The organism is Methylocystis sp. Uni0008, from assembly GCF_056838045.1.
Map to the genome: position 1 here is coordinate 1,799,856 of NZ_CM166370.1, position 24,794 is coordinate 1,824,649.

The following is a 24,794-nucleotide window of genomic DNA, read 5'->3' on the forward strand; positions in this document are numbered from 1 at the left end:
GCCGTGCTTCACGCCGCGATCGCGTCGCCGGTCGGCATTCGAGCCTCGGCGCCTGCGCCGCCTGTGGCCGCATCATCCTGGCCGGCGGCGTAGAGATCGCCGCGCTCGGCTGCGGCCGCGACGAGAGCGCGCCCGAGGGTTTCGCCGACCTGCCGTGCGTCGGAGAGGCCGCGCAGCGCCGGCTCCGGATGCGCAAAGCGAAACGGTCGCGCAAAGGGCCAAAGATGCAGATAGCCGATGTGTTGGCTCGGCGAGAGCGCCAGCGTCACATCGCCGCCACCGTCGCTTTCGACGCGCAGAGTCGCGGCCTTAATCTGCGAGAAAGGCAGATTGTAGAAGACCTGCAAGGCGACGCCGATTTTCAGCACCACGCGGCGCGAGGTGATGACGAAGAGCGCGGTGCGCGCCGACGCCCAGGCGAGCAACGCCAGCAGAGCGAGCGCGGCGGTCGCGATCGCGATCGTCCTGAGGCCCGCCAGAGCCGCCGCGGCGGCGCCGTTCTCGACCGCAGCGTCGAAGACGTTCCAGGCGGTCAGCAGAGCGAAGTAGGCAGCGACGAAATCGGCCCGGTAGGCGCGGCGAAAAAGATTCACCCACCTTGGACGGCCATGCCACAGGATGCGTTCGCCTTGCGGGATGTCTTCCGGCAGAAGCTTTTCGAGATTGACGGCTTTCACAGCAGCGGCTCCACTCTGGCAGGCGTCGCGTAGAGCGTGCCCGCGGCGTAATAGGCGGCGATCTTTTCTTCTTCGAACATCGTCACCTGATCGGGATCGCGCAGCTTCGGCACATTGGCGAACTGATCGGCGAGGATCGCGTCGACTTGGATCCGCCGCCGCGCGCGATCGACGAGGCCGAAAGGCGCCGGCATGAGAACGTCGCCGCCGCCGTCCGCCAGCGCGATTTCGTAGAAGCGAATAAAGCTTTCCGCTCGATCCACCCAGATGTCCTTGATGACCCCGGCGACGCGGCGATCGGCGGCGACCACTTCCATCCCGATGGGATTCGCGTCTTCGCGCGACACCGCGAAATTCGTCGCGACGCGCAGCGGCGCGATCAGATTGCCGCCTCTGAACAATTTTTCTGGCGTGTCCACGCGCAGCGCATAGGCGCCGGGCCCGACCTCGGCGAGCATCGGATCGCCGTTCGGCGTCAATGGCGCGCCAGGCCATACGGCCACTTTCGTGGCGTTCGGCGTTCGGGGATCAGGTTTGAAGTTGGGGGCCTGAATCTCCTCGCCATCGCCGCGCAGAAACGTCTTCGGCGTCGGAATCAGCAGGAAGCCGCGATCCCTTTGCGGGCCGACTTCGGACTCCAGCGGATAGCCTTCTCGGCGATCCTCGCGGCGCAGATAGAAAACGAGGCCCGCGAAGAAGATGAAGAAGGCGTAAAGAACAACCTGCGCGACATCGATGTTGCTGGTGATGGCTCCGCGTATCATTGCATCACTCCGGAGTTGAAGCTCGACGAGGGAACGAAGTCGAAATCCGCCTGCGTCTCGCCACTCTGCTTCGCAAAGCGAACGAGCGGTCCGATCACAATGATCGTCGCAACCAGCAGGAAGATTTCTATGACGTAGACGATGGCGTATCCGGTTGCCGGACTGACAAGCGCCTCGCCCAGCGCGCCGCTTGTCGCGAGCATTGCGCCCACGTCGTTGACGAGACCGCTCGCCGCAATGGCGAGGCCCGCCGCCGTCGCCTGCGAAGCGCCCCATGCGCCGAGCGCCAGACCGCGGTCTTCCGGCCGCGCAGTTTCCATTGAGGCGGTGAGCGTGCCATGCGCGAAAAGGCCGCCGCCGAGACCGATCAGCGTGACGCCGACGCTGAACAGCGCCGAGGAGTCCGCCGGCGCCGCGAAGATTACGGCGAAAAAGGCGACAATGCCGACGACCGCGCCGACGCCGGCGACGCGATGCGCATCCGCGCCGCGCGTCAGCCAGCGCGCGGCGATCGCCAGTCCCACGCCGCTGCCGAGCGCCAGCATCGCGGTGAGCGCCGTCGTCGCGCTCACGGGCAGATGCAGCACGCGCCCGCCATAGGGCTCGAGCAGAATGTCCTGCATGCTGAAGCCCGCGGTGCCGAGCGCCGTCGCGAACAGGCGCCGACGCGCGCGGCCAGTCGTCGCGAATCGCTTCCACGCCTGCGAAAAATCCACATCCGTTGCGGGCGGAAGCGCGCCGCGCGCCTCCTGTTTCCACAGCGCGACGCAATTCAGGATCATTGTCACGACGGCCGCGCCCTGCACGACCTGAATCAGCCGAATGGCGCTGAATTTCGCAAGCAGCGCGCCGAAGGCGAGCGCGCTCACGCCCATGCCGACGAGCAGCATGGCGCAAAGCAGCGCGACGACGCGCGGCCGCGTATGCGCCGGCGCGAGATCGGTCGCGAGCGCGAGGCCGACCGTCTGCACCGTATGCAGCCCCGCGCCGACGAGAAGGAAGGCCAACGCCGCGGCAGCCTGTCCGATGACGATCGGTCCTGTCGTGTCGCCCGAGAGGATGAGCAGCGAGAACGGCATGATCGCCAGGCCGCCGAACTGCAGCATCGTGCCGAACCAGATGTATGGCACGCGTCGCCAGCCCAGCACCGAGCGATGGGTGTCCGAACGAAAGCCGATCAGCGCGCGCAGCGGCGCGAAGAGCAGCGGCAGCGACAGCATCAGCGCGACGAGCCAGGACGGCACGCCGAGTTCGACGATCATCACGCGGTTGAGCGTGCCGATGAGCAGCACCGCCGCCATGCCGACCGTGACCTGGAAGAGCGAGAGCCGCAGCAGCCGCGGCATCGGCAGTTCGGCGGAGCCGGCGTCCGCGAAGGGCAGAATGCTCGGACCGATGCGCATCAGGCTTTTCACCAGGGCGGCGCTGGCGCGATTCATGAGCGTCGCGCCTCCACAGCCTGCGAGATGTAAAATCCGCTGACGATCTTCCCGCTTTGCGCGATGCGCCAATCCTCGAGCGCTTTCTCCGCCGCCATGTGGCGTTCGAGCGCCGGGAGCGCGATGGGAGCGATCGCCGGCGATCGGTTGCCGCGCGGGAAGAACTGACCGAGGGCGTGCATCGCCGCGAGAGCCGCCGTGCGCGGCGCGATGGTGAAGATCAGCTTGCCGTCGACGCGCGGCGCCAGAGCGGCGAGCGTTCGCGCGATGTCCGCGCCCTCGTAATGGATCAGACTGTCCATCGCGACGACGTGATCGAAACGGCCGAAAGCGGGATCAAGCATGTCGCCGACGGCGAAGGTCACGCGGCCGGCGCCGAGGTCGCGCGGCGCGCGCTCCTGCGCGAGAGCGATCAAGGTCGGCGACAGATCGACGGCGGTCACCTCGGCGCCGCGACGCGCCGCCTCCATCGCGAGCGCTCCCGTGCCGCAGCCGGCGTCGAGCAAACGCTGACCGCGAAGATCCTGCGGCAGCCATGAGAGAAGCCTGCTGCGCATGGCGTCGCGGCCGGCGCGCACCGTCGCGCGGATGCGGTTGACCGGCGCGTCGGAGGTCAGGCGTTTCCAGGCCTCGACCGCGGTGCGGTCGAAATAGGCCTCGAGTTCACCGCGTCTTGCGACATAGCTTGGCGTCGTCATCAGTCGAATCCCAAAAATTCGAAGAGATCGCGGTCCTTCATGGGCGCGGCGTCGAACGGCTCGTAGCCGTTCCACAATTCGTCGGCGAGGCGCAGATATTCGTTCTGCACCGCCTCAAGCTCCGGCGAAGGCTCCATCTCAAAGAGCGTAGATTTCTTGAGGCGGCTACGGCGGATGACGTCGAGATCGGGAAAATGCGCAACGCGTTTGAGGCCGACCGCTTCGTTATAGCGGTCGATCTCGTCGGTCTTGCCGCTGCGATTGGCGATGACGCCGCCAAGCCGCACCTCATAGTTCTTCGACTTTGCGCGGATCGCCGCGACGATGCGATTCATCGCGAAGATCGAATCAAAGTCATTCGCGGTGACGATCAGCGCACGGCCGGCATGTTGCAGCGGCGACGCGAAGCCGCCGCAGACGACGTCGCCGAGCACGTCGAAGATGACGACGTCCGTATCCTCAAGGAGATGATGCTCCTTGAGGAGCTTCACCGTCTGGCCGACGACATAGCCGCCGCAGCCCGTGCCGGCGGGCGGGCCGCCCGCCTCGACGCACATCACGCCATTGTAGCCCTCGACGACGAAGTCCTCGACGCGCAGCTCCTCGGAATGAAACTTCACGGACTCAAGCGCGTCGATGACCGTCGGCGCGAGGCGCTTGGTCAGCGTGAAGGTCGAATCATGCTTGGGGTCGCAGCCGATCTGCAGCACGCGCTTGCCGAGTTTCGAAAAGGCGACGGAAAGATTGGATGACGTCGTGCTCTTGCCGATGCCGCCCTTGCCATAAACCGCGAAGACTTTCGCCGTCCCGATGCTGATCGTTGGATCGAGCTCCACCTGGAAGGAATCGGTTTCGACCGGTTTGCGGATCTGGAGATTCATGCCGCGATCTCCTCGACGACGCCCTCAAGCCGATCTTCGAGTTCTTCGCTCGCCTGCTGTAGCGCCGCCAGCGTTTCTGCATTGGGCGTCCAGTAGCGACGCTCATGCGCCTCGATGAGCCGGTTGGCGATCCTCGCCGAGGCTGTGGGATTGAGCTGCGCGAGACGATGGCGCATCTCCGCGTCGAGCACATAGGTTTCGGTCAGGCGCTGATAGACCCACGGCTCGACCTGTCCCGTCGTCGCCGACCAGCCCAGCGTATTCGTCACATGCGACTCGATGTGGCGCACGCCTTCGTAGCCATGTTTCAACATGCTCTCGTACCATTTCGGGTTCAGCGCGCGCGTTCTGGTCTCCAGCGACACCTGCTCGTTGAGCGTGCGCACGACGCCCTCGCCCCTGGTCTGGTCGCTGATATAGACAGGCGTGGCGACGCCCTTGGCGCGCTTCACGGAACGGCTGACGCCGCCAAGCGTGTCGAAGTAATGGTCGATGGTGGTGACGCCGAGTTCGACCGAATCGAGGTTCTGATAGGCGAAGTCGACGCCGGAGAGAACGCTGTGCAGCACCTCGTTGCGCCTGATCGGACTGCCCGAAACGCCATAGGCGAAGCCCTTGCGCCGCATATAGGTCTCGGCGAGCTGATCCTCGTCCTCCCAGCAGCCGCCGTCGATCATCGTATTGACGTTTGCGCCATAGGCGCCGTCGGCGTTGCCAAAAACGCGTAGCGCCGCCGTCTCCATGTCGCCGCCGAATTCGGCGATGAAAGCGAGCGCATGTTTGCGGACGAAATTCTGTTCGACCGGCTCATCGGCGGAGGCCGCAAGCAGGCAAGCCTGCGCCAGAAGTTTGATCTGCAGCGGCAGAAGATCGCGGAAAATGCCGGAGAGCGAAATCATCACGTCGATCCGCGGCCGGGCCAGCGTTTCAAGCGGGATAAGCGTCGCGCCTGCGAGACGACCGTACCCATCGAACCGCGGCTCGGCGCCGATCAGCGCCAACGCCTGCGCGATCGGTCCGCCTTCGGTCTTGAGATTGTCGGTCCCCCAGAGCACCAGAGCAATCGTCTCAGGCAGGGCGGCGCCGTCGCTCATATGGCGTTCAATCAGCCGCGCCGCCTGTCGCGCGCCGTCGCGGACGGCGAAGACGCTGGGAATATGGAAGGGATCGAAGCCATGCAGATTGCGGCCGGTCGGCAGCACGTCGACCGTGCGCAGCACGTCGCCGCCCGGCGCGGGCCGCACGAAGCGCCCGTCGAGCGCGCGGATCAGCGCGGCAAGTTCGTGATCCTTCGCAAGCGCTGCGTCGGCGCGCGCGAGCGTCCGCAGCGTTTCGGCTGTCGCATCGTCATCGGCGAGGCTTTCGGGCGAAGCGCCGCTGGTCAGCGCTTCGATCGTTTCGCGCGCGATCTGCGCGCCGCTCGCGTCCGCCATCGCCATCAGCATGTCGACGCGGGCGTCCGGCGTCATGGGTTCGCCAACGATATGAAGGCCGTGCGGAATGAGCGTGTATTCGAGTTCAAGCACGGCTCTTGCGAGTTTTGTTATCTGCTGCTCCGCCGCGTCGCGCCAGGCCGGCTCCGCCGCGCAGAGGTCGAGTTCTGCGGCCTGAGTCTGGATGAGTTGAGCGAGTTCATTGCGCTCGCCCGCCTCTGCGGGAGCGAGCCCGCGCCAGCGATCGATCGAGGACTTCAGATCGTTCAGTCCGCGATAGAGACCGGCGTTGGCGACCGGCGGCGTCAGATAGCTGATGAGCGTTGCGCCTGAACGACGCTTGGCCAGAACGCCTTCGGAAGGATTGTTGGAAGCGTAGAGATAGAAATTCGGCAGATCGCCGATGAGCCGGTCCGGCCAGCAGTCAGCGGAGAGGCCCGTCTGCTTGCCGGGCATGAATTCAAGCGCGCCATGCGTGCCAAAATGCAGCACTGCGTCGGCGCCAAAATCTTCTCGAAGCCAGCGATAGAAGGCCGAGAAGGCGTGCGTCGGCGCGAAACCCCTTTCGAACAGCAGCCGCATCGGATCGCCCTCATAGCCGAAGGCAGGCTGCACGCCGACGAAGACATTGCCGAAACACGCGCCATAGATCTGGATCGAACCGCCGTCGCTTTGATGCCGACCCGGCGCCGGACCCCACTGCGCCTCGATTTCGCCAAGCCAGGTCTCGCGGCGCACATGATCGTCGGCGGCGACACGCGCATGCACATTCGCCTGCGCGCCATAAAGCGCCGCATTGCCTTCGACGACGGCCTTGCGCAGCTCCTCGACCGTCGCGGGCGGATCCGCCACATAGCCGCTGCGCCTCATCTCCTGCAGCAGAAGATGAAGCGATTCGAAGACGGAGAGAAAGGCGGCGCTTCCGACCGCGCCGGCGTTCGGCGGGAAGTTGAAGAGAACGATCGCAACCTTGCGCGCCGCACGCGCCGAGCGCCGCAGCACGACGAGCTTTTCGACCCGGGCGGCAAGCTTTTCCGAACGCTCCACGCAGGACTGCATGTCCCGCGAACTGTCGCTTGCCGGGAAAACGCAATGGCGCGCGCATGCCGCGCAAGACCCCGCGTCCTGGGGACGTCCGCCGAAGACCATCGGGCCCGTCGCCCCATCGAGTTCGGGAATCGAGATCATGATGGTGGATTCGACCGGCAGCAGGCCGCGATCCGAGCCACGCCATTCCGACAGGGTCTGAAACTCGACCGGATGCGCGGCAATGTAGGGAATGTCGAGCCGGGCGAGTATTTCCTCGGCCGCTTTCGCGTCATTGTAAGCGGGACCGCCGACGAGCGAGAAACCGACGAGCGAAACAAGCGCGTCAATCGTCGGCTTGCCGTCGCGCATGAAGAACTTCTCGATCGCCGGACGCGCGTCGAGCCCGGTGGCGTAAGCCGGAACGACTCTCAGCCCGCGCGCCTCCATCGCCGCGATGACGCCGTCATAGTGGCGGGCATTGTCGGCGAGCACATAGGAGCGCAGCACGAGGAGGCCGATCGTCGCGCTGCCGCCATCCGCCGGGCGAGGCAATTGATCGAGCCTTTCGCTCACCCTGCCCGACATCCGCGGGTGGTAGAGGCCGACCTCCGGATATTCGACGGGCGCATGGTAAGTCAGCGCGCCGCGCAATCCCAGCCGTTGTCCGTCCGCATAACGGTCGATGAGGAAGCGGACCATGTTGGCGATGTTTTCGTCGGAGCCCGCGAGCCAATATTGCAGCGTGAGGAAATAGGCGCGCACATCCTGCGCCGTTCCGGGAATGAAACGCAGGATTTTCGGCAGACGACGCAGCATTTTCATCTGCTTGGCGCCGGCGGCTTCGGACTTGCCCTTCTTTCCGCGCAGCCGCTTCAGGAGCGACATGAAGCCGGAGGTCGGCGCGCTCATGTCGAAGCGTCCCATGCGGGTCAGCTTGGCGACCTCGCCCGCCGACATGATGCTGACCATGGCGTCGCAGTCGCCGCGACGCGCGCCGAGAGCCGCGAGCAGCGGCTTGAAATGCTCCTCGAGGAAGAGCATGGCGTTGACGATGATGTGGGCCTCGGCGATCGCTGCGAGGCAGGCTTCGAGCGCCTTCGGGCTCGCGGCGAATTCAGACGCGGCATGAACGCTGAGCGTCAGTCCGGGGACTTCGCGGATAAGCGTGCGACGCGCGCGGTCGGCGGCGGTGGCCACATGCGTGTCCATCGTCACGATGACGACCTTCACGGGCGTCGCCTCAGCGTGCGAAATGCGCTTTTGCGTCATAGAGCGTCTCGACGGTGATGGTCGAAAGGCCGCGCGCGGCGGCGAATTTCTCGGTGTTGCGGCGCGCTTTGCCGCGCACGAAGAAGGGGATTTTCTTAAGCTCCTTCTCGGCGTCGTCAGCCCAGGCGACGACGATGTCGCTGATGACCGCCGCGGACGGCTGCCGATGAGTCTCTTTTTCTCCGAGGTGCGATGGCGCGGCGGCGTCGTGGAATTCCGCGTCATCCCTGAACATCGTCAGAAGATGTTCCTCGAGCCCCATCATCAGCGGATGAACCCAGGAGTCGAAGATCACATTCGCACCTTCGACGCCCATTTGCGGCGAATAGCGGGCGGGGAAATCCTGCACATGCACCGGCGCCGAGATCACTGCGCAGGGAACGCCAAGCCGTTTGGCGATATGGCGCTCCATCTGCGTTCCGAGCACGAGTTCCGGCTGCAGTTCGGCGATCTTCGCTTCGACGTCGAGATAGTCATCGGTGACCAGCGCCTCGACGCCGTAGCGCGCGGCGGCGTCGCGGACGTCGCGCGCCAGTTCGCGCGCGTAGGTTCCGAGGCCGACGACATCGAAACCGAGCTCATCCTGCGCGATGCGCGCGGCGGCGATGGCGTGGGTAGCGTCGCCGAAGATGAAGACACGCTTGCCGGTGAGATAGGTCGAGTCGACCGAGCGCGAATACCAGGGCAGGCGCGATTCGGTCGCCTCCAGCGCCGGCGCGGGATCGATGTTGGCGAGCCGCGCCACTTCAGCGACAAAGTCGCGCGTCGCGCCGACGCCGATGGGGACCATGCGCGTAAACGGCTGGCCATGCGCGCGCTCGAGCCATTGCGCGGCGACGAGCGCGATCTCCGGATAGAGCAGCACGTTGAAGTCGGCGTCGCCGAGACGCGTGAGGTCCTGCGGACTTGCGCCAAGCGGCGCGACGACATTGACGTCGACGCCAAGCGCGGCAAGCAGCTTTTCGATCTCGCGCACATCGTCGCGGCAGCGGAAGCCGAGCGAGGTCGGCCCGAGAATATTGCAGCTCTTGCGATCGCGCAGCGGCCTTTCGCGACGCGCGCCGGCGAGGCCGCGCACGAGGCGATAGAAAGTCTCTGAGGCGCCCCAGTTCTCCTTCTTCTGATAGGCGGGCAATTCGAGCGGGATGACCGGACAGGGAAGATCGAGCGCCTTGGCGAGACCGCCGGGATCATCCTGCAACAGCTCCGCCGTGCAGGACGCCCCGACGATCATCGCCTGCGGGGAGAATCGCTCATAGGCTTCGCGCGCCGCGGTTTTGAACAGTTCGGCCGTATCGGCGCCGAGATCGCGCGCCTGAAACGTCGTATAGGTGACGGGAGGCCGCGTCGCGCGCCGCTCGATCATCGTGAAAAGAAGATCGGCGTAGGTGTCGCCCTGCGGCGCATGCAGCACGTAATGCAGGCCGCGCATCGAGGCGGCGACGCGCATGGCGCCGACATGCGGCGGTCCTTCATAGGTCCAGAGCGTCAGCTGCATGGCCTAGACCTCGAGCCGCGCGCGGCGCTTGAGTGGCCGCACAAAAAGTTCCGCGAGATCGCCGGCCTGCTCGTAGCCCTGGATGGGCGAGAACAGGAGTTCGATCGACCATTTCGTCGCGAAGCCCTCCGCCTCCAAAGGATTGGCGAGGCCAAGCCCGCAAACGACGAGATCGGGGCGCGCCGCGCGACAGCGATCGAGCTGCCTCTCGACGTCCTGCCCTTCGACGATCGGCGCGTCCTTTGGCAGCAGGTCGAGTTCGGCCGCCATGTGCCGGCGATGCAGATAGGGCGTGCCGATCTCAATGATGCGCATCCCCATCTCGCGCGCGAGAAAGCGGGCGAGCGCGGGCTCGAGCTGCGAGTCCGGAAAGAGGAAGATGCGTTTGCCGGCCAGCGCGTCGCGATAATGGGCGAGCCCCTGCTCGGCGCGCGCCCGCGCCGGCGAGGTGACCGAGTCGAAACGCGACTCGGACACGCCGAAGGCCTGCGCAGCGGCGCGCAGCCAGAGCGTAACGCCCTCGGCGCCCAGCGGATAAGGCGCCGGGATCCAGCGCGCGCCGCGCTCCTGCAGCGCATGCGCCGTATCGCCGAGAAAAGGCTGCGCGAGAAGAAACGACGTGTTGGGGCCGACCGGGGGCGGATCGGACGCGCGCCGCATGGGGAGGAAGCGAACGGGCGCGACGCCCAACGCGTCGAAGAGGCGGGCGAACTGGTCTTCAACGATGTCGGCGAGCGCGCCGACGACCAGCAGCGAAGGCCCGGCGCCTTCCGCCTCGGGCGGAAGCGTCGGGACGAGAGCGGAGAGACAGGCGTCCTCGCCCTGGGTGAATGTCGTCTCGATCCCGCTGCCCGAATAGCTGAGAATGCGCACATTCGGCGCATGCTGGCGCGACTGGCGCGCGGCGGCGCGCGAAAGATCGATCTTGATCACTTCCGAGGGGCAGGAGCCGACCAGGAACAGGAGCTTGATGTCGGGGCGCCGCGCCAGCAGCCGATCGACGACGGCGTCGAGTTCGTCGTCGATGTCGGCGACGCCGGCGAGATCGCGGTCCTCGAGAATGGCGGTGGCGAAGCGCGGCTCCGCGAAGATCATCACGCCCGCGGCCGACTGGATGAGATGCGCGCAGGTGCGCGAACCGACGACAAGAAAGAAGGCGTCCTGAATCTTGCGATGCAGCCAGACGATGCCGGTCAATCCGCAGAATACTTCACGCTGGCCGCGCTCCTGCCGGATCGGCGCGGCGTCGCATGCGCCATGGGCGAGTCCCGAAAGCGGCGCGAGCGCATTCATAGCGCGCATTCCATTTCGGATTTTTCGCGCGCCGGCTCCTGCAAGCGCGCGGCGCGCAGCTTGAGCAGAAACTGCGTGGCGTTGACGACATAGGCGGCGTAGGCGGCGAGCGCGAGGAACATGAGCCCGCGCGCATCGAGCCAACCGAGGGCAAGCGCCCCGAGATAGGCCGTGTGCAGCGCCAGCACCAGCATGCTGAACACGTCTTCCCAGAAGAACGCCGGCGCGAAGAGATAGCGGCCGAAGACCTCCTTCTCCCAAATGGAGCCGGTGATCATGATGGCGTAGAGCGCGAGCGTCTTGACGACGACCGACGCCGTCGCGGCGGTCTCGCCTTCTCCAGTCGCGAGATAGCGCAGCACGAGAATCAGACTGACGAGAAAGATGAAGAACTGCGTAGGCGCGAGCACGCCCTGGACCAAGGTCCAGACCGACGCATCGCGCCGGCGGCGCTCGTCGGCCGTATACAGCGGTCTGGCATTTTGAGGCCGGTAGTCGCTCATGCCCGCTTCCTCGCAGCGCCCTGCTTTTGGGGATGATTTTCGTCGTCGCACGCGGCGGGCCTCACCCTTCGAGAAGCTTAAAGCCGCTTGCGGGAATGTGTCAACTACAATTGACGTTATGTTTGCATGACAAAACAGCGGCTGTGGTTTATGCTTCTGGCGGGAAGGCGCCGCTGAGCGCCCGAATTGCACTTGGCGCAAATTTTTCATTGGACGCGAGGCTTGGTCGCGACGCTCGCGCAGATGGCGGAAAGCGGCTTAGGCGGGAAGGTCTTCGGCAGTGCGCGCGAAATTTGGTGAAGTCACTGATTCAAAAGCTCTTCGCAGGCGACGCGCAAGCCCCCGTCTTGCTAAGCTCTGGGCAAGTTTGTAAGCATCTACGTACACGACGATCTGTCGGAGTAACTGGTCGGAACCGAAAGAAACGCTGTTGAGCGACGCCCCCTCCTCCGCGACGACGACGAGCTTTCTGAGCGCCGACGCGCGACTCGGCGCGCTTCAGGCGGAGAGAGTCGCGGGCCTCATCGCCGCCGCCGCGGATTTGACGCTCGTCATCGACGCCAAGGGCGTCATTGTCGACGCCGCGGCGAGCGCCGAATGCAATGCGCCGGCGCGCGAATGGATCGGCCGCGCGTGGATCGACACGGTGACCGTCGAGAGCCGCCCAAAGATCGAGGCGCTGCTGCGCGACGCCCAGAAGGGCGCGGCGCCGCGCGGGCGCCAGGTCAATCACCCGGCGCCGCCCGGCCCCGACCTGCCGGTCCGCTACAGCGCCGTGCAGGCGGGAAAAGACGGCGCCATTGTCGCCTTCGGCCGCGATCTTCGGCCCCTCGCCGCGCTGCAGCAGCGCGTCGCCGAGGCGCAGCAGGAAATGGAGCGCGAATATAATCGCATCCGCAACGCGGAGAAGCGCTACCGGCTGTTGTTTCAGCTCTCCTCGGAGGCGATCCTGATCCTCGACGGCGCCGCCCAGCGCGTCGCCGAAGCCAATCCTGCCGCCGTCGCGCTGATCGGCAAAGCCGCCAAGAAGATCATCGGCGCCAATTTCGGCGATCTTTTCGACGAGGCGAGCCGCCGCGCCGCGCAGTCTTTCGTTACCGCGCTGCTCGTCGCGCCGCGCGTCGACAATGTCCACGCTCAGCTCGCCGAGACCAAGGAATCCCTGCTTCTTTCCGGCGCGCTGTTTCGTCAGGACGGCGCCGCCAATATTTTCGTCATGTTGTCGCGCATGGGCGGCGCCTCGGCGCTCTCGGGCGAAAAATCCGGCATGCTCAGCGCGCTGGAACGCCTGCCGGACGCCTTCGCGCTGACCGACTCCAATCGGCGCATCGTCGCCGCCAACGCCGCCTTTGTCGAACTGGCGCAGGCAGGCTCGGCGGAGCAGCTGCGCGGCGAACCAATCGAACGCTGGATTGGACGGCCGGGCGTCGACTCCGATGTCCTCTTCGCCAATCTCCAGACGCATGGCGTCGTGCGTCATTTCTCAACGATCTTCCGCGGCCAGTATGGCTCATCGGAAGATGTGGAGCTCTCCGCTGTCGAGGTCGCCGACGGCGCGCGCCACTATCTCGGCTTCTCTATCCGAAACGCCGGCTGGCGCGCCGGTCGCGACCGGCTTGGCGGCCATGAGCTGCCGCGCACGGCGGAGCAATTCGCCGATCTCGTCGGCCGCGTGCCGCTGAAGAATCTGGTGCGCGAAACCACCGATCTCATCGAGCGGCTGTGCATCGAGGCCGCGCTCGAACTGACGCGCGACAATCGCGCGTCCGCGGCTGAGATGCTCGGCCTGAGCCGACAGGGCCTCTACACCAAACTGCGGCGCTATGGATTGGGCGACCTCGACGATGAGGAAGGCGGCGGCGACGGCGAATGATCGTCAAGCTCGTCATACTGTGCTGTGTAAATCTTAATTGACAGGCATTGGCGTCCAGCGTAGCGTTCCACCATGCGGACGCCGAAACCTGCAGCCGTTCTCGAGCTTCTCAAGCCCATCACCTGGTTCGCGCCGATGTGGGCCTTCGCCTGCGGCATCGTTTCCTCGGGCGTCTCGCCGCTCTCCCGCTGGTCCTTTGCGCTCGCCGGCGTGATCCTCGCCGGACCGCTCGTCTGCGCGACGAGCCAGGCGGTGAATGACTGGTACGATCGCCACGTCGACGCGATCAATGAGCCGAACCGGCCGATCCCCTCGGGACGCATTCCCGGCCGCTGGGGCTTCTATATCGCCTGTCTGTGGACCTTGCTGTCGCTCGCAGTGGCAGCGGCGCTCGGTCTCTGGGCCTTCGCCGCCGCGGCGCTCGGCCTCCTCCTCGCCTGGGTCTACAGCGCCCCGCCGCTGCGGCTGAAGCAGAATGGCTGGTGGGGCAATTCCGCCGTCGCGCTCTGTTACGAGGGGCTGCCATGGTTCACCGGGGCGGCGGTGATGGCCGCCTCGCTTCCGGACTGGCGCATCATCGCGCTCGCGCTGCTCTACAGCTTCGGCGCGCACGGCATCATGACCTTGAACGACTTCAAGTCGGTCGAGGGCGACCGGCGCATGGGCGTCATGTCGCTGCCCGTGCAACTCGGCGTCGGCGAGGCGGCGCGTCTCGCCTGTTACGTCATGGCGGCGCCGCAGTTCGTCGTCGTCGGGCTGCTGGCCTATTGGGGACATCCGCTTTTTGCGGCGATCGTCGCGGCGCTGCTCGCGGGACAATTCGCGCTGATGCGCCGCCTGCTCGCCAATCCGCGCGAACAGGCACCCTTCTACAACGCCACGGGCACGACTCTTTACGTGCTCGGCATGCTCGTCAGCGCTTTCGCCATGCGCGGATAGGAACACCGATGCACGCGCCGCCGCTCGCTTGGTCCGGCATTGTCCGGCTGGGACTTGTTCAGACCGCGCTCGGCGCCGTCGTCGTTCTGATGACATCGACGATCAATCGGGTGATGGTCATTGAACTCGCATTGCCGGCTTTCGTGCCGGGAATCCTCGTCGCCTCGCATTATGCAATCCAGATTCTGCGCCCCGCCTGGGGCTATGGCGCCGACGTCGGCGGACGCCGAACGCCCTGGATCCTCGGCGGGCTGGCCGCATTGGCGCTCGGCGGAATCGGCGCGGCGCTCGCCACCGCGCTCGCCGCGACCAATCTCCCCGCCGGCCTTGCGCTCGCCGCGCTCGCATTTCTTCTCGTCGGCATGGGCGCCGGCTCGGCAGGCACCTCGGTGCTCGCGATGCTAGCGACGCGAGTCGCGCCGGAGCGCCGCGCGGCCGCCGCCACCACGGTCTGGGTGATGATGATCCTCGGCTTCGCGGTGAGCGCCCCGCTCGCCGGCCATTTCCTCGATCCGTTCTCGATGCAGCGCCTTGTCCTCGTCACCGCCTGCGTGTGCGGCGCCGCCTGGCTGATCGCCACCGTCGCGGTCATTGGCCTCGAGACGCAAGCGCCGTCGCCGGTCCTCTCCGCGAAGCGGCCGCCCTTCCGGGAAGCCTTTTTTCAGGTCTGGAGCGAGCCCGCGGCGCGCCGATTCACCATCTTCATCTTCGTTTCGATGCTCGCCTACAGCATGCAGGAATTGCTCGTCGAGCCCTTCGCCGGCGTCGTCTTCGGCATGACTCCGGGATCGACGACGAAGCTCGCGGGGATTCAGCACGGCGGCGTGCTGTTCGGCATGATCGGCGTGGCGTTCGCCGCGACCGGCATCGGCGGACCGCGTCTCGGCTCGCTGCGGCTATGGACCGTCGGCGGCTGTCTCGCGTCGGGCGGTGCGCTCATCGCCGTCGCCGCCAGCGGCTACGCGGGACTTTCTCTCGCGCTGCGCATCTGCGTTTTTGCGCTCGGTCTCTCGAACGGCGCCTTCGCGGTCGCCGCCATCGGTTCGATGATGGGACTCGCCGGCGAAGGCGCGCATCAGCGCGCGGGCACGCGCATGGGCCTGTGGGGCGCCGCGCAAGCCGTGGCCTTTGGCCTTGGCGGCTTCGTCGCAACCGTGCTTGTCGATCTGGCGAAGCTCGTCGTCGCGACGCCGCTCGCGGCCTATTCGCTGGTCTTTCTTGGAGAGGCGCTGCTGTTCGTCGTCTCGGCCGCGCTCGCGAGCCGAATAGCGGCGCCGCAGCCGGCGCGCGCGAGCGCGCCATTGCCGTCGCATGTCGCGACGGCCCAGTCCTGAAGGAGGCGCTCATGAGTGAGGACGCGCTCTTTGACGTCGCCATTGTCGGCGGCGGGCCCGCAGGCGCGACGGCGGCGCATGATCTCGCGCGGCGCGGCCGCAAAGTCGCGCTCATCGACAAGGCGGGCCGCATCAAGCCATGCGGCGGCGCCATCCCGCCGCGGCTCATCCGCGACTTCGCGATACCCGAGCATCTGCTGAAGGCGCGCGTCTCGTCAGCCCGGATGATCTCTCCGAAAGGCGTCGCCGTCGACATGCCGATCAAGGGCGGTTTCGTCGGCATGGTCGACCGCTGCGAATTCGACGAGTGGCTGCGCTCTCGCGCCGCCGCTTGCGGCGCGACGCGCGTGACCGGCGCCTATGAAAAAATCACGCGCGACGAAGACGGCGTCGTGCGCCTGCATTATCGCGCCAAGGGCGAATCCGAGCCGCGGACGCTTCGCGCGCGTTTCGTCATCGGCGCTGACGGCGCGCTCTCCCAGGTCAGCCGCCAGGAAGTGCCCGGCGGCGACAAGACGCGTTTCGTCTTCGCCTATCACGAAGTGATCGAGACGCCGCCCGCGGAAAAGAGCGATCCTGATCGCTGTGAAATTCATTATCGCGGCGCGCTCTCGCCGGACTTCTACGCCTGGATCTTTCCGCATGGCGACACGATGAGCGTCGGAACAGGAAGCGCGAACAGGGGCTTTTCGCTGAAGAACTCCGTGCGCGATCTGCGCGACGACACGGGACTTGCGGGCGCCTCGACGGTTCGGCGCGAGGGCGCGCCGATTCCGTTGAAGCCTCTCAAACACTGGGACAATGGCCGCGACGTCATTCTGGCCGGCGACGCGGCGGGGGTCGTCGCGCCGGCCTCGGGCGAAGGCATTTACTACGCCATGCTCGGCGGCCGGCTCTCCGCCGATTCCGTCGACGAATGTCTGCGCACAGGCGACGCTCGCGCGCTGGCAACGGCGCGCAAACGTTTCATGAAGCTGCACGGCCGGGTCTTCTTCATCCTCGGGATCATGCAACATTTCTGGTATCGCAACGACCGGCTGCGCGAAGCCTTCGTCAGCATCTGCAAGGATCCGGACGTTCAGCGCCTCACCTGGGAGGCGTATATGAACAAGGAGCTCGTGCGCGCGGATCCGATGGCGCATGTGCGCATCTTCTTCAAGGACCTCGCCCATCTCCTGAGGCTCGCCTCGCCATGATGGACTCGCTCGCCGCCGATCGCTGGACGCTGGTCGCCGTCGCCACCGCGATCGTTGCGCTCGTCGCGCTGCTCGGCGGTCTCGCCACTGAGATCAGCGATTGGTACGAGGGCTTGAACTTTCCAAGCTGGCGACCGCCGAACTGGCTGTTCGGCCCGGCCTGGACGCTCATCTTTCTGCTGACCGCGACGAGCGGCGTTCTCGCCTGGGAGCGGGCGCCGGACGATGGCGCGCGCCTCTGGCTCTTTGCGCTCTTTGCGATCAACGCCGTGCTCAATGTCGCCTGGAGCCCGCTCTTCTTCAAGCTGCGGCGGCCCGACTGGGCGCTGGTCGAACTCGTCTTTCTCTGGCTGTCGATCGTGTCGCTCATCGTCGCCGTCGGCGCGATCTCGCCATCCGCGGCCGCATTGCTGGCGCCCTATCTCGCCTGGGTCAGCTTCGCGGGCTTCCTCAACTGGCGCATGGTTGAGCTGAACAAGCCATTCGCGACCTATTGGCCGAGCGCCAAACGCCGGACGGAACCCACATGAGCGCCTTTGTCGATCCCCGACTCGTCGACTGGATTTTGCTGCTCGTCGCCTTCGAAGCCGTCGGCGCGCTCGCCCTTCGCCGTCTATGGCGGCGCGGGCCGCCGCCGGCCGGCTTTCTCTGTAACCTGCTCGCCGGCGCGGCGCTGCTGCTGGCGCTGCGCGGCGCGCTCGCCGGCGATTCCTCGTGGGCGATCGCCGCAAGTCTCGCCATGGCCTTCGTCGCGCATCTCGCCGATCTCGCGCTGCGCTGGGAGTCGCCGCCCGCCGAGCGTCAGTCGACGATCGGAAAGGTGACGGCGAGCGCCCAGGCGAGGCCGAAGGCCGCGCCCAGCGCCGGGACGCGCGGATCGCGCGTGCGCGCATAGACCCATCCGCCGACGAGACCGTAGACCGTCAGCAGGATGACGATCACGATCGCGATGATCACAAGAAAGAACAATCGCCTCGGGTTGAGCGCGACGGCGATGCCCAGCGAGGCGATGAAGCAGAATTTGCTGAATGCATAGCCGCCCGGCGCGACGCCGGGTCCCCGCGTCAGCCACTCATCGGCGAGAAAATAGAGCGCGCAGCCGATGAACATCGCCGGGATGAGCGGGCCGCGAACGCCGGTCGGCAGAAAAGAGACGACGTAGGCGTCGAGCGGCAGGCCGAGGACGAGCGTGTAATAGGCGGCGAGCGCGGCCGCCGCGATCAGCAAAGCTTTCCAGCGCGGCCGCGGAAAAACCGCGCGCCAGCCTTGCGCGAGCCAAAGCCCTACAAAAATCAGCGCGCCATACACCGCAAGATGCAGGACGAGATAATCGCCAAGCAGGATCGGCAAAAAATCCGTCGGCGCTTTCCAAAGAATGAGCGGCGTGAGCAGAGCGGGCGCGACGGCGATCGGCGCGAAACGCCGCCAGGGCAGACCGGCGCCGAGCGGCGCGGGCGAGACTTGCGGCAACAATTGCGCGAGCGGCCGCATCAAGGCGATCAGACCCGCAAAAAGCAGCGCGATCCAGGGGCCGCGCGCGTCGATATAGCCGGCCTCTTCTCGACCGAAAACGGCGTTCATCCAGCCGAGCGTCTCGCGCATCGCGTCGCGGCTGTAGAGAACGCTGATATGTTCGACGCCGCGCGCGATCACGAGCCGGCGCCCGGTTCCGCCAGCGATGTCGCCGTAAGTGACCCCTGCTTGCGCCGGCGCGCCGGCCGTCTGAGAAACGACGCGCGCGCCGGCGTCGATCAACCGCTGCGATTCCCATGCGCCGTCGATGATGAGGAGATTCTTCGGGCTTTCGGGCTTGACGCCCTGGCCGAAAAACGAGAGCGCCGCGACGGCGGCGATCTCAGGCTCGCGGATGGCGTAACGCACGACGAGGTCGGTGGCCATCGAATGGCCGGCGAGCGCGATGCGCCCATCAGACCAGGGGTGAGTTCGCGCGAAGCGCACGACCTCGTCGATATCGTTGAGGAGCGCCGCCGTGCTCGTTTCCAGCTTGGCGAGGCCGCCCGGCATCGGCGTCGGGTTGCGCCCATGTCCCGAGAAGTCGAAGGTGACGGCGACATAGCCGTTGCGCGCGAGAGTCGTTGCGAGCGGCGCCATCAATTGCTGTGAGCCGGAAAAGCCGTGGGCGATAATGATGACCGGCGCAGGCTGGCTGTCGCTCCTGCGCATCACATTCACCGGCGTTTCGCCGACGTGAAGATGGTCGATCGAAAGGCCGGCTTCGGATTCCGATAAGCGCCACAGCGATATCAACACCGCGCCTGCTGCGATCGCGGTAAAAAAAATCGCGCGCAAACGCGTCATCGCTGCTGCCCTGCGCGGCGCGATAGGAAGCGGATTCTAAAGCTCATTGGCGAACGCTCCGGTGTGTCCGTGCTGCATGACACAACGAACGTTATGGCGCAGCTACCGTCAATTAAGCTTTACTATCGCATTATTGTGCGTTTCAATGGGTCACGGCAGGCGAACGCCCGCCCCAAGCCGAAAAGGCGCAATTAAGAAACGAAAAATCGTTCATTCTCATCAAATTACGAGGCGGGACCGCTCGCCCGCAACCGGATGGCTGTCAAGATGCGGCGCTTGGGATGTCCATTCGGCGAGGTCGGAAAGCGGCGAGCGATGATTTCGGGGCTGCACGCTGGCGAGCCATCGCCGCGGATGGTCCGGGAGGCCATTGTATGACCGATCTAGGGGAATTCGACCCGGTTTCCGCCCGACGCGCGCCGCCGCGCGCGTCCTCCTGCCCGAATGAATTTGGATGGCCCGAGCGGAACGATTTTCTGCGATCGGACCGCGACGATCGGCGGGAGCGACTCGCCTGCGTCATCCTCGACGACATCGTTCCGCGTCTTCAGCTGATGCATCACGCGCTTTCGGCGCAGGAGGCGGAGAGCGCCTTCGAGACCGAAGAAATCGAAGCGTTTGGCGCGCTTCTCACACGTGACGACGGCGAAGGCTCCGCGGTCTTCTTCGACAGGATGCGCGACAGGGGCCATTCGCTCGAGACGCTGTTTGTCGGCCTCCTCGCCGAAGCCGCGCGCCATCTCGGCGCGCTTTGGGAAGAAGATCGCTGCGACTTCGTCGACGTCACGCTCGGCGTCGCGCGGATGCAGAAGCTGATGTGCCGCTTCGGCGGCGTGGACGAGCCGGCGGCCTGCGATCCACGACAGCGCGCGCTGCTCGCGACGCTGCCCGGCGAAAAGCACGTTTTTGGCGTCGACATGGTCACGGTGTTCCTGCGCAACGCCGCCTGGGACGTCCGCCTCCAGAAGGATCTCGACGCCCAAGACGTCGCCGGCGTTTCGGCCGGCGAATGGTTCGGCGTCTTTGGGATCACGCTGAGCGCCGAGTCGGATTTGGAGAGGCTGGCGCGGACGATTCAGGCGGTGCGGGAATCTTCAGCGAACGCCGAACTCGGCGTGATGGTCGGCGGGCCGCTCTTCAAGCGCAATCCCAATCTGGTCGCGCAGGTCGGCGCGGACGCCACGGCGCCGGATGCCGCGACCGCCACCATTCTCGCGAAAAAGCTGGTCCTGCGTCAGTCGTGCGCGCCAGGGCGCGCCGCTATTGCGGAACGCCGCCTTTAGTCTCGCGCTTCTCCTCGATCGCCAGGCCCGCGACGCAGTTCGGCGCCGCGCGCCAGTCCCGCATCCATTCCTCGAAAACCTGGAACGTCTCGACGGCGGCTTCTACGGCGCTGGCCCGCTGCGCCCCGGGCGACAGCGTTTCGACGCGCGCCAAAAGCGCCGGCCAGATATCGCCCCGCGACGGGCAGCCGAGAAAAAAGCGGCGCGCCTCGCCGACGACCGGCGCGAGCGCTTGCGCGATCAGCGCGCCCCCCAGCGCCGAGCCCTCCACCACATAGAGCGCCCCGAGCGCGGCAGGCTCGCCCGAAGGCTGACGCATCGCGCACAGCGGCAGTCGGGAAATGTCGGCGCGCATGGCTCCGAGCGCCGCGAGATCCAGCGCGATGAGTTCGGCGCGCGATCCGGCGACAGGTCGCAGTCGCTGCGCGGCGCCGACGTAGACATTCTCGAAGGCCCGGTGAAAGCCGTAAAGCCGCCCCAGCAATTGGCGGTAATCGTCGAGACCGATCGCGCCGCGCGCCGCCGCGGCAAGTCCGGGATGGCGATGCAGACGCCGATGTATCGCCCCCGTGGCGGCGCGCAGCTCATCGTGAACCATCGCGCTCCCGCTCATTTCTTTTCGCCGCAGCTTTTCGAAGCCGAAGCTGCGTTGCGCCTGTCTGACGCGCCGAGCGAGATTTGTTCAAGCACCTCCGCGGCGCGGGCCACCGAAGCCCGGACGCTCTCCAGCGTCTCGGGAATGCCGGCGGTGTCGAGACCGTCGGCGATTTCGAGAGCGGCGAGTTGCGCATTGTCGATGATGCTCGACATAACATTCTCAACGGCAAGCGCGGCGCTGGAGTCGATCCGGCGCATCAGCCGCCGCTGGCTCAAGACCAGATTGTCGCGAAAATTCCGTCGCGCGGCCTCCGCAGCCCTGCGCTCGGCAAGGTCTGTGAAGAGAATGACATATCCCAAAACGCGATCGCGCGAGGCCAGCACGGGATCGGCGCGCACGGCGATCGGACGTGTTGCGCCATGTCGGTCGAGAAGCAGCGCTTCGCCGCGCCAGGGCGTGCGGCGCTCGCGCAGCGCCCGCAACCTTCTCTCCACCTCATCGGGATCGGCGAAATGGACGCTCAATTCGTCGAGATGACGAAGCGGTCGCGACAGACCCAGCAGCAGGTTGAAAGCCGAATTCGCCTCGAGCACGCCGCCGTCCGCCCCCGCGACGACGATCTGCTGACTGGAGGAGTGAACCTGTCGCAAGACATGTTGAAGCTGATCCTGCGCCACAAGAATCCGCAGGGAGCGAAACTGCGCCACGACGTCTGTGACGCTTTCTCCGATCAGACGCGCCGCCGCGCGATCAGCGGCGGTCCAGGGGTCGGACGTTCCCTCGACGACTTGATGCCATTGCGCGAAAGAACGGCGCGGCGACAGCTCGTTGGGGTCGTCTCCGTCGGAGGGCGCCTTGAACGGATTGCCGCCCCACGTCACGGTCCGCACCCGCTCCTTGCGGAACCAGATCAGCAACTCGCCGGCTTCGCTCGAAATGCGCGTCGCGATAACGCCGCTGGCGACGCCGGTTAACGGCGCGAAAGCGGGTTCTTGCGAGGCCAAGGCGGACGTGGCGAAAACGCCGTCATCGAGCCGGTCCTCCAGCCATCGACCCAAGGCGCAGATCTCTTCAGAACCCGGCACGTCGCCGGCGGTTTGGATCTTTCCTTCAAACAGCAGCGCCGCGCCGCTCGCGTTGAGCGGCAGCAACAGCGAACGCGCGCGGTCGAAGAGCGCGCCCCGCCAGTCGCCCTCGCGCGTCACGCTTTCAATCATCCGCTGTTCCAGCCGGCGCACCGAGAGTTCGGCCTGGCCCTGCGCGAAGCTCTCCAGCGCCGCGATGCGGGTGGCCATGACCTCGGCCAGCAGTTCGCAGACGGCGCGCATCTCGAAATGGATAAGGCGGGGCGAATAATGATGACAGGAGATCAGGCCCCACAGATCTCCACCGACCATGAGCGACACAACCAGCGTGGCGGCGACGCCCATGTTCTGCAGATATTGGATATGGATGGGCGACACGCTGCGCAGGAAGCACATCGACATATCGAGTTCTTCGCCCGTGAGAGGCGAAAGACGCGGTTCGAGCGCCGAGGGCGTGTAACCGACGTCTGCGAGCAACCGAACGCGATTGCGCTCATATAGCCGTCGCGCGATATGCGGAATGTCGGAGGCGGGATAGCGGTTGCCGAGAAACGCTTCGAGCTCTGGGCGTCTCGTCTCCGAAAAAACCTCGCCATGACCCTCGTCGTCGAAGCGGTAGACCATGACGCGGTCGTAGCCCGTCAAATCGCGAAACATCCCCGCGCAGGAATCGCAAAGCGCGCGCAGCGTCGACGCTGAGAGAATCGTGTCGACTCCGCGCTGGATCGCGAGCGTATAGTCGACGAAGGGCCCGGCATGCTCCAGTTCGACGATCAGGCCGCCGCGAGACGCGCGATGCAACAGCGCATTGAGCGGTTCTCCCCGAGTTCCGGCCATGCACCGCAGCGCGACGGGAATGGCGTCGCTCGCGCGGTCAAGGTAGGGGCGGCTCAAGTCCCAAAGGTCGCCGCCAAGATTGCGCAGGTGAGAGCCGCGCAGCGGTCGCGGATAGCCCAGAAAGGCCGCCGCATTGCCGCTCTCCTGCACAATGACGCCGTTCGCTTCGCGAACCGCCAGAAGCGCGCCATGCGGCTGAATCGAGCCGGCGAGATGAATCTGCTCGCGTTCGCAATTCGAAAGGTTCGCCTGACCGAAGGCTGGCGAGGCGGGATCGAGCGTCACGACGTTAGCCTCCCTGCCTGGCTAGTGTATGGGCGATTTGTTTATTCTCGTTCGTATTTCTTTAGCTTTGTGTGCAGGCTCTGCCGACTGAGACCCAGGTGGCGCGCGGCGGCGGTGCGATTGCCGCGGAACCGTTCGAGGGCGCGCGCGATAGCTTTGCGCTCGATCCTTTCCGTGGTCATTTTGACGATCTGCTCGAGCGTGCGATTGTCGAAATCCTCGACCATCGACGGCGCTTCGGCCGCCGCTCGCGCAGAATCCGCCGCCTGCGCGCGTTGATGGGCAAGATCGCGGATCAGCAAGCCGAAGTAGCTCGGCTCAGAGGCGTCGTCGCCGACGGCGGAAATCTCGACGGCGGTCGACTGTCCAAGCTCTCCTTCGATCGCCGTCTGAAAGCGCCGCACATCCCCGTGCTTCTGAATGAGGGAAATCACCACATTGGCGTCCGCGCCGGGGCTTGAAAGCCAACGCATCAATTTGCGGCCTATCGCAGCCGCCTCCGATCCGATCTGCACGAGATCGAGAAAAGCGCCATTGGCGGTCTGAACGACGCCGTCGCGGTCGATGATGACGAAGCCTTCCGGCATCCTATCGATGAAGCTCCTCATCGAGAGGCGGTCGGATTTGTCAGCTTCGCCGCTCAGTTCTCGCATCGGGGCGAGCTGGCACAGGTAGAGCGCGCCGGACTCCGCGTTCATCAACGACGCGCGCAGGCTCCACAGTCCGCCAAAAGGCGCTACGCGCAGCACGACGCCCGGCGCGCGTCCTTCTTCGCGCGTCTTCGCCAGCATGTCGTCGAGGACGCGCCTGTCGCGTTCCTCGAGCCGAGGCAGGAAGGGCGCGCCGGGGGCGAGATCGAGGTTCTTGGCCGCGCAGAGATTGGCGTCGACGACGCGCAGATCGGCGACGCTGACCAGAGCCACCGCCTCGCTGGTCGCATCAAACAGCGTCCGGTAGCGCGTCTCGATCTCGCGCATTTTCCAGTAGTCGCGCTCGCGAGCCTCCTGCGCGAGCTGGAGACGCGACTGCAATTCGCTGATCGCCTCGAGACTGCGGCCGATCGCGACGAAGCCCGCCTTCTTGCCGAGGCTGAAGGTCGTGTATTCCATCGCGAGCTCGCGGCCGCTGGGAAACCGCTGGCGCACGCGAAAACAGGAAGAATCGCCGTGCAGCCGCACGTCCTCGATCTTCTGCAGCGCGACGTCGTCGATCGCCGGCTCCATCATGTCGCCCCAGCGCCTGCCCAGCCACCCGTCGAGCGGCTCCTGCGCCAGCGACTTCGCCATGACGACGTTCTTGATGACGCCGTCCTGGTCGAGCGTCAGCGTCAGATCCGGGCCGGCTTCAGACCTATCCGGCATGGCCGATCCCGCTTGGGTCGGGGGCGGGGCGCATGAGCGCGCGCTCCAAGACCCTATCGCGTCCGGCGTTACCGCCAGCAGACATCACCGAGCCCCCGTTTCGTTCAGCGCATCTTACACAATGGACCGCGCCGCTGCAGAATACTACGCCTGCGCCGCAAAATTTGCGCGATTTTTGACTGAATCCGTCATGCGCGCTT

At 65.9% G+C, this 24,794-nt stretch carries 20 protein-coding genes; 7 read left to right on the top strand and 13 right to left on the bottom strand.

All coding sequences use genetic code 11. The features are described from left to right. Nucleotides 1-8: 8 nt before the first annotated feature. From puhB to bchF, 9 genes are read right to left on the bottom strand one after another with little or no spacing between them, the layout of a single operon-like run. Nucleotides 9-677, bottom strand: a complete 669-nt coding sequence (gene puhB, locus AC0X69_RS08785; protein WP_482613069.1) for a photosynthetic complex putative assembly protein PuhB — start codon at nt 675-677, stop codon at nt 9-11. Continuing rightward, complete coding sequence (gene puhA, locus AC0X69_RS08790; RefSeq protein ID WP_482613070.1) at nt 674-1,441, bottom strand: photosynthetic reaction center subunit H; 768 nt, start codon at nt 1,439-1,441, stop codon at nt 674-676. Before puhA ends, puhB begins: the two co-directional genes overlap by 4 nt. Continuing rightward, the gene (locus tag AC0X69_RS08795; RefSeq protein WP_482613071.1) at nt 1,438-2,880 is read right to left on the bottom strand and encodes an MFS transporter; all 1,443 of its coding nucleotides are present in this window, start codon (nt 2,878-2,880) and stop codon (nt 1,438-1,440) included. The genes puhA and AC0X69_RS08795 overlap by 4 nt, the downstream gene beginning before the upstream one ends. Further along, entirely contained in the window at nt 2,877-3,578 is a 702-nt protein-coding gene (gene bchM, locus AC0X69_RS08800) for a magnesium protoporphyrin IX methyltransferase (protein WP_482613072.1), read from the bottom strand. Before bchM ends, AC0X69_RS08795 begins: the two co-directional genes overlap by 4 nt. Beyond that, nucleotides 3,578-4,459, bottom strand: coding sequence for a ferredoxin:protochlorophyllide reductase (ATP-dependent) iron-sulfur ATP-binding protein (gene bchL / locus AC0X69_RS08805; protein WP_482613073.1), 882 nt, complete (start codon nt 4,457-4,459; stop codon nt 3,578-3,580). Before bchL ends, bchM begins: the two co-directional genes overlap by 1 nt. After that, nucleotides 4,456-8,190: a magnesium chelatase subunit H gene (locus AC0X69_RS08810; RefSeq protein WP_482613074.1), complete on the bottom strand. Its 3,735-nt coding sequence runs from the start codon at nt 8,188-8,190 to the stop codon at nt 4,456-4,458. Before AC0X69_RS08810 ends, bchL begins: the two co-directional genes overlap by 4 nt. After that, entirely contained in the window at nt 8,162-9,688 is a 1,527-nt protein-coding gene (gene bchB, locus AC0X69_RS08815; protein WP_482613075.1) for a ferredoxin:protochlorophyllide reductase (ATP-dependent) subunit B, read from the bottom strand. The genes AC0X69_RS08810 and bchB overlap by 29 nt, the downstream gene beginning before the upstream one ends. A 3-nt stretch (nt 9,689-9,691) precedes the next feature. Then, entirely contained in the window at nt 9,692-10,981 is a 1,290-nt protein-coding gene (locus AC0X69_RS08820; protein ID WP_482613076.1) for a ferredoxin:protochlorophyllide reductase (ATP-dependent) subunit N, read from the bottom strand. After that, nucleotides 10,978-11,484 carry a 2-vinyl bacteriochlorophyllide hydratase gene (bchF, locus tag AC0X69_RS08825; RefSeq protein WP_482613077.1) on the bottom strand — a complete coding sequence of 169 codons (507 nt, stop codon included), beginning with the start codon at nt 11,482-11,484 and terminating at the stop codon, nt 10,978-10,980. The genes AC0X69_RS08820 and bchF overlap by 4 nt, the downstream gene beginning before the upstream one ends. Nucleotides 11,485-11,914: 430 nt before the next feature. On the opposite strand from bchF, the gene ppsR (AC0X69_RS08830) reads away from it, so the two are divergent. From ppsR (AC0X69_RS08830) to AC0X69_RS08855, 6 genes are all read left to right on the top strand, one after another. Further along, nucleotides 11,915-13,357: a transcriptional regulator PpsR gene (gene ppsR, locus AC0X69_RS08830; protein ID WP_482613078.1), complete on the top strand. Its 1,443-nt coding sequence runs from the start codon at nt 11,915-11,917 to the stop codon at nt 13,355-13,357. A 72-nt stretch (nt 13,358-13,429) separates the two neighbouring features. Next, a complete protein-coding gene (gene chlG / locus AC0X69_RS08835) occupies nt 13,430-14,296 on the top strand; it encodes a chlorophyll synthase ChlG (RefSeq protein ID WP_482613079.1) in 867 nt (288 codons plus the stop codon). 8 nt (nt 14,297-14,304) lie between these two features. Then, nucleotides 14,305-15,630, top strand: a complete 1,326-nt coding sequence (locus AC0X69_RS08840) for a BCD family MFS transporter (RefSeq protein WP_482613080.1) — start codon at nt 14,305-14,307, stop codon at nt 15,628-15,630. Between the two features lie 11 nt (nt 15,631-15,641). Next, on the top strand, nt 15,642-16,826 hold the full coding sequence (locus tag AC0X69_RS08845; protein ID WP_482613081.1) for a geranylgeranyl diphosphate reductase: 1,185 nt from the start codon (nt 15,642-15,644) through the stop codon (nt 16,824-16,826). After that, nucleotides 16,823-17,356: a TspO/MBR family protein gene (locus AC0X69_RS08850; protein ID WP_482613082.1), complete on the top strand. Its 534-nt coding sequence runs from the start codon at nt 16,823-16,825 to the stop codon at nt 17,354-17,356. The genes AC0X69_RS08845 and AC0X69_RS08850 overlap by 4 nt, the downstream gene beginning before the upstream one ends. Next, nucleotides 17,353-17,721, top strand: coding sequence for a hypothetical protein (locus tag AC0X69_RS08855; protein ID WP_482613083.1), 369 nt, complete (start codon nt 17,353-17,355; stop codon nt 17,719-17,721). Before AC0X69_RS08850 ends, AC0X69_RS08855 begins: the two co-directional genes overlap by 4 nt. Here AC0X69_RS08855 and AC0X69_RS08860 read toward each other — a convergent pair. After that, nucleotides 17,628-19,145 carry an alpha/beta hydrolase gene (locus tag AC0X69_RS08860; protein ID WP_482613084.1) on the bottom strand — a complete coding sequence of 506 codons (1,518 nt, stop codon included), beginning with the start codon at nt 19,143-19,145 and terminating at the stop codon, nt 17,628-17,630. The genes AC0X69_RS08855 and AC0X69_RS08860 overlap by 94 nt on opposite strands. Nucleotides 19,146-19,519: 374 nt before the next feature. On the opposite strand from AC0X69_RS08860, the gene AC0X69_RS08865 reads away from it, so the two are divergent. Continuing rightward, nucleotides 19,520-20,428 carry a cobalamin B12-binding domain-containing protein gene (locus AC0X69_RS08865; RefSeq protein ID WP_482613085.1) on the top strand — a complete coding sequence of 303 codons (909 nt, stop codon included), beginning with the start codon at nt 19,520-19,522 and terminating at the stop codon, nt 20,426-20,428. On the opposite strand, the gene AC0X69_RS08870 is transcribed toward AC0X69_RS08865, so the two are convergent. From AC0X69_RS08870 to ppsR (AC0X69_RS08880), 3 genes are read right to left on the bottom strand one after another with little or no spacing between them, the layout of a single operon-like run. Next, nucleotides 20,406-21,041 carry a biliverdin-producing heme oxygenase gene (locus tag AC0X69_RS08870; protein WP_482613086.1) on the bottom strand — a complete coding sequence of 212 codons (636 nt, stop codon included), beginning with the start codon at nt 21,039-21,041 and terminating at the stop codon, nt 20,406-20,408. The genes AC0X69_RS08865 and AC0X69_RS08870 overlap by 23 nt on opposite strands. Beyond that, nucleotides 21,038-23,233 (bottom strand): GAF domain-containing protein, encoded by a 2,196-nt coding sequence (locus tag AC0X69_RS08875; RefSeq protein ID WP_482613087.1) that lies wholly within the window; start codon nt 23,231-23,233, stop codon nt 21,038-21,040. The genes AC0X69_RS08870 and AC0X69_RS08875 overlap by 4 nt, the downstream gene beginning before the upstream one ends. 41 nt (nt 23,234-23,274) lie before the next feature. Continuing rightward, entirely contained in the window at nt 23,275-24,594 is a 1,320-nt protein-coding gene (gene ppsR, locus AC0X69_RS08880) for a transcriptional regulator PpsR (protein WP_482613088.1), read from the bottom strand. Nucleotides 24,595-24,794 lie beyond the last annotated feature (200 nt).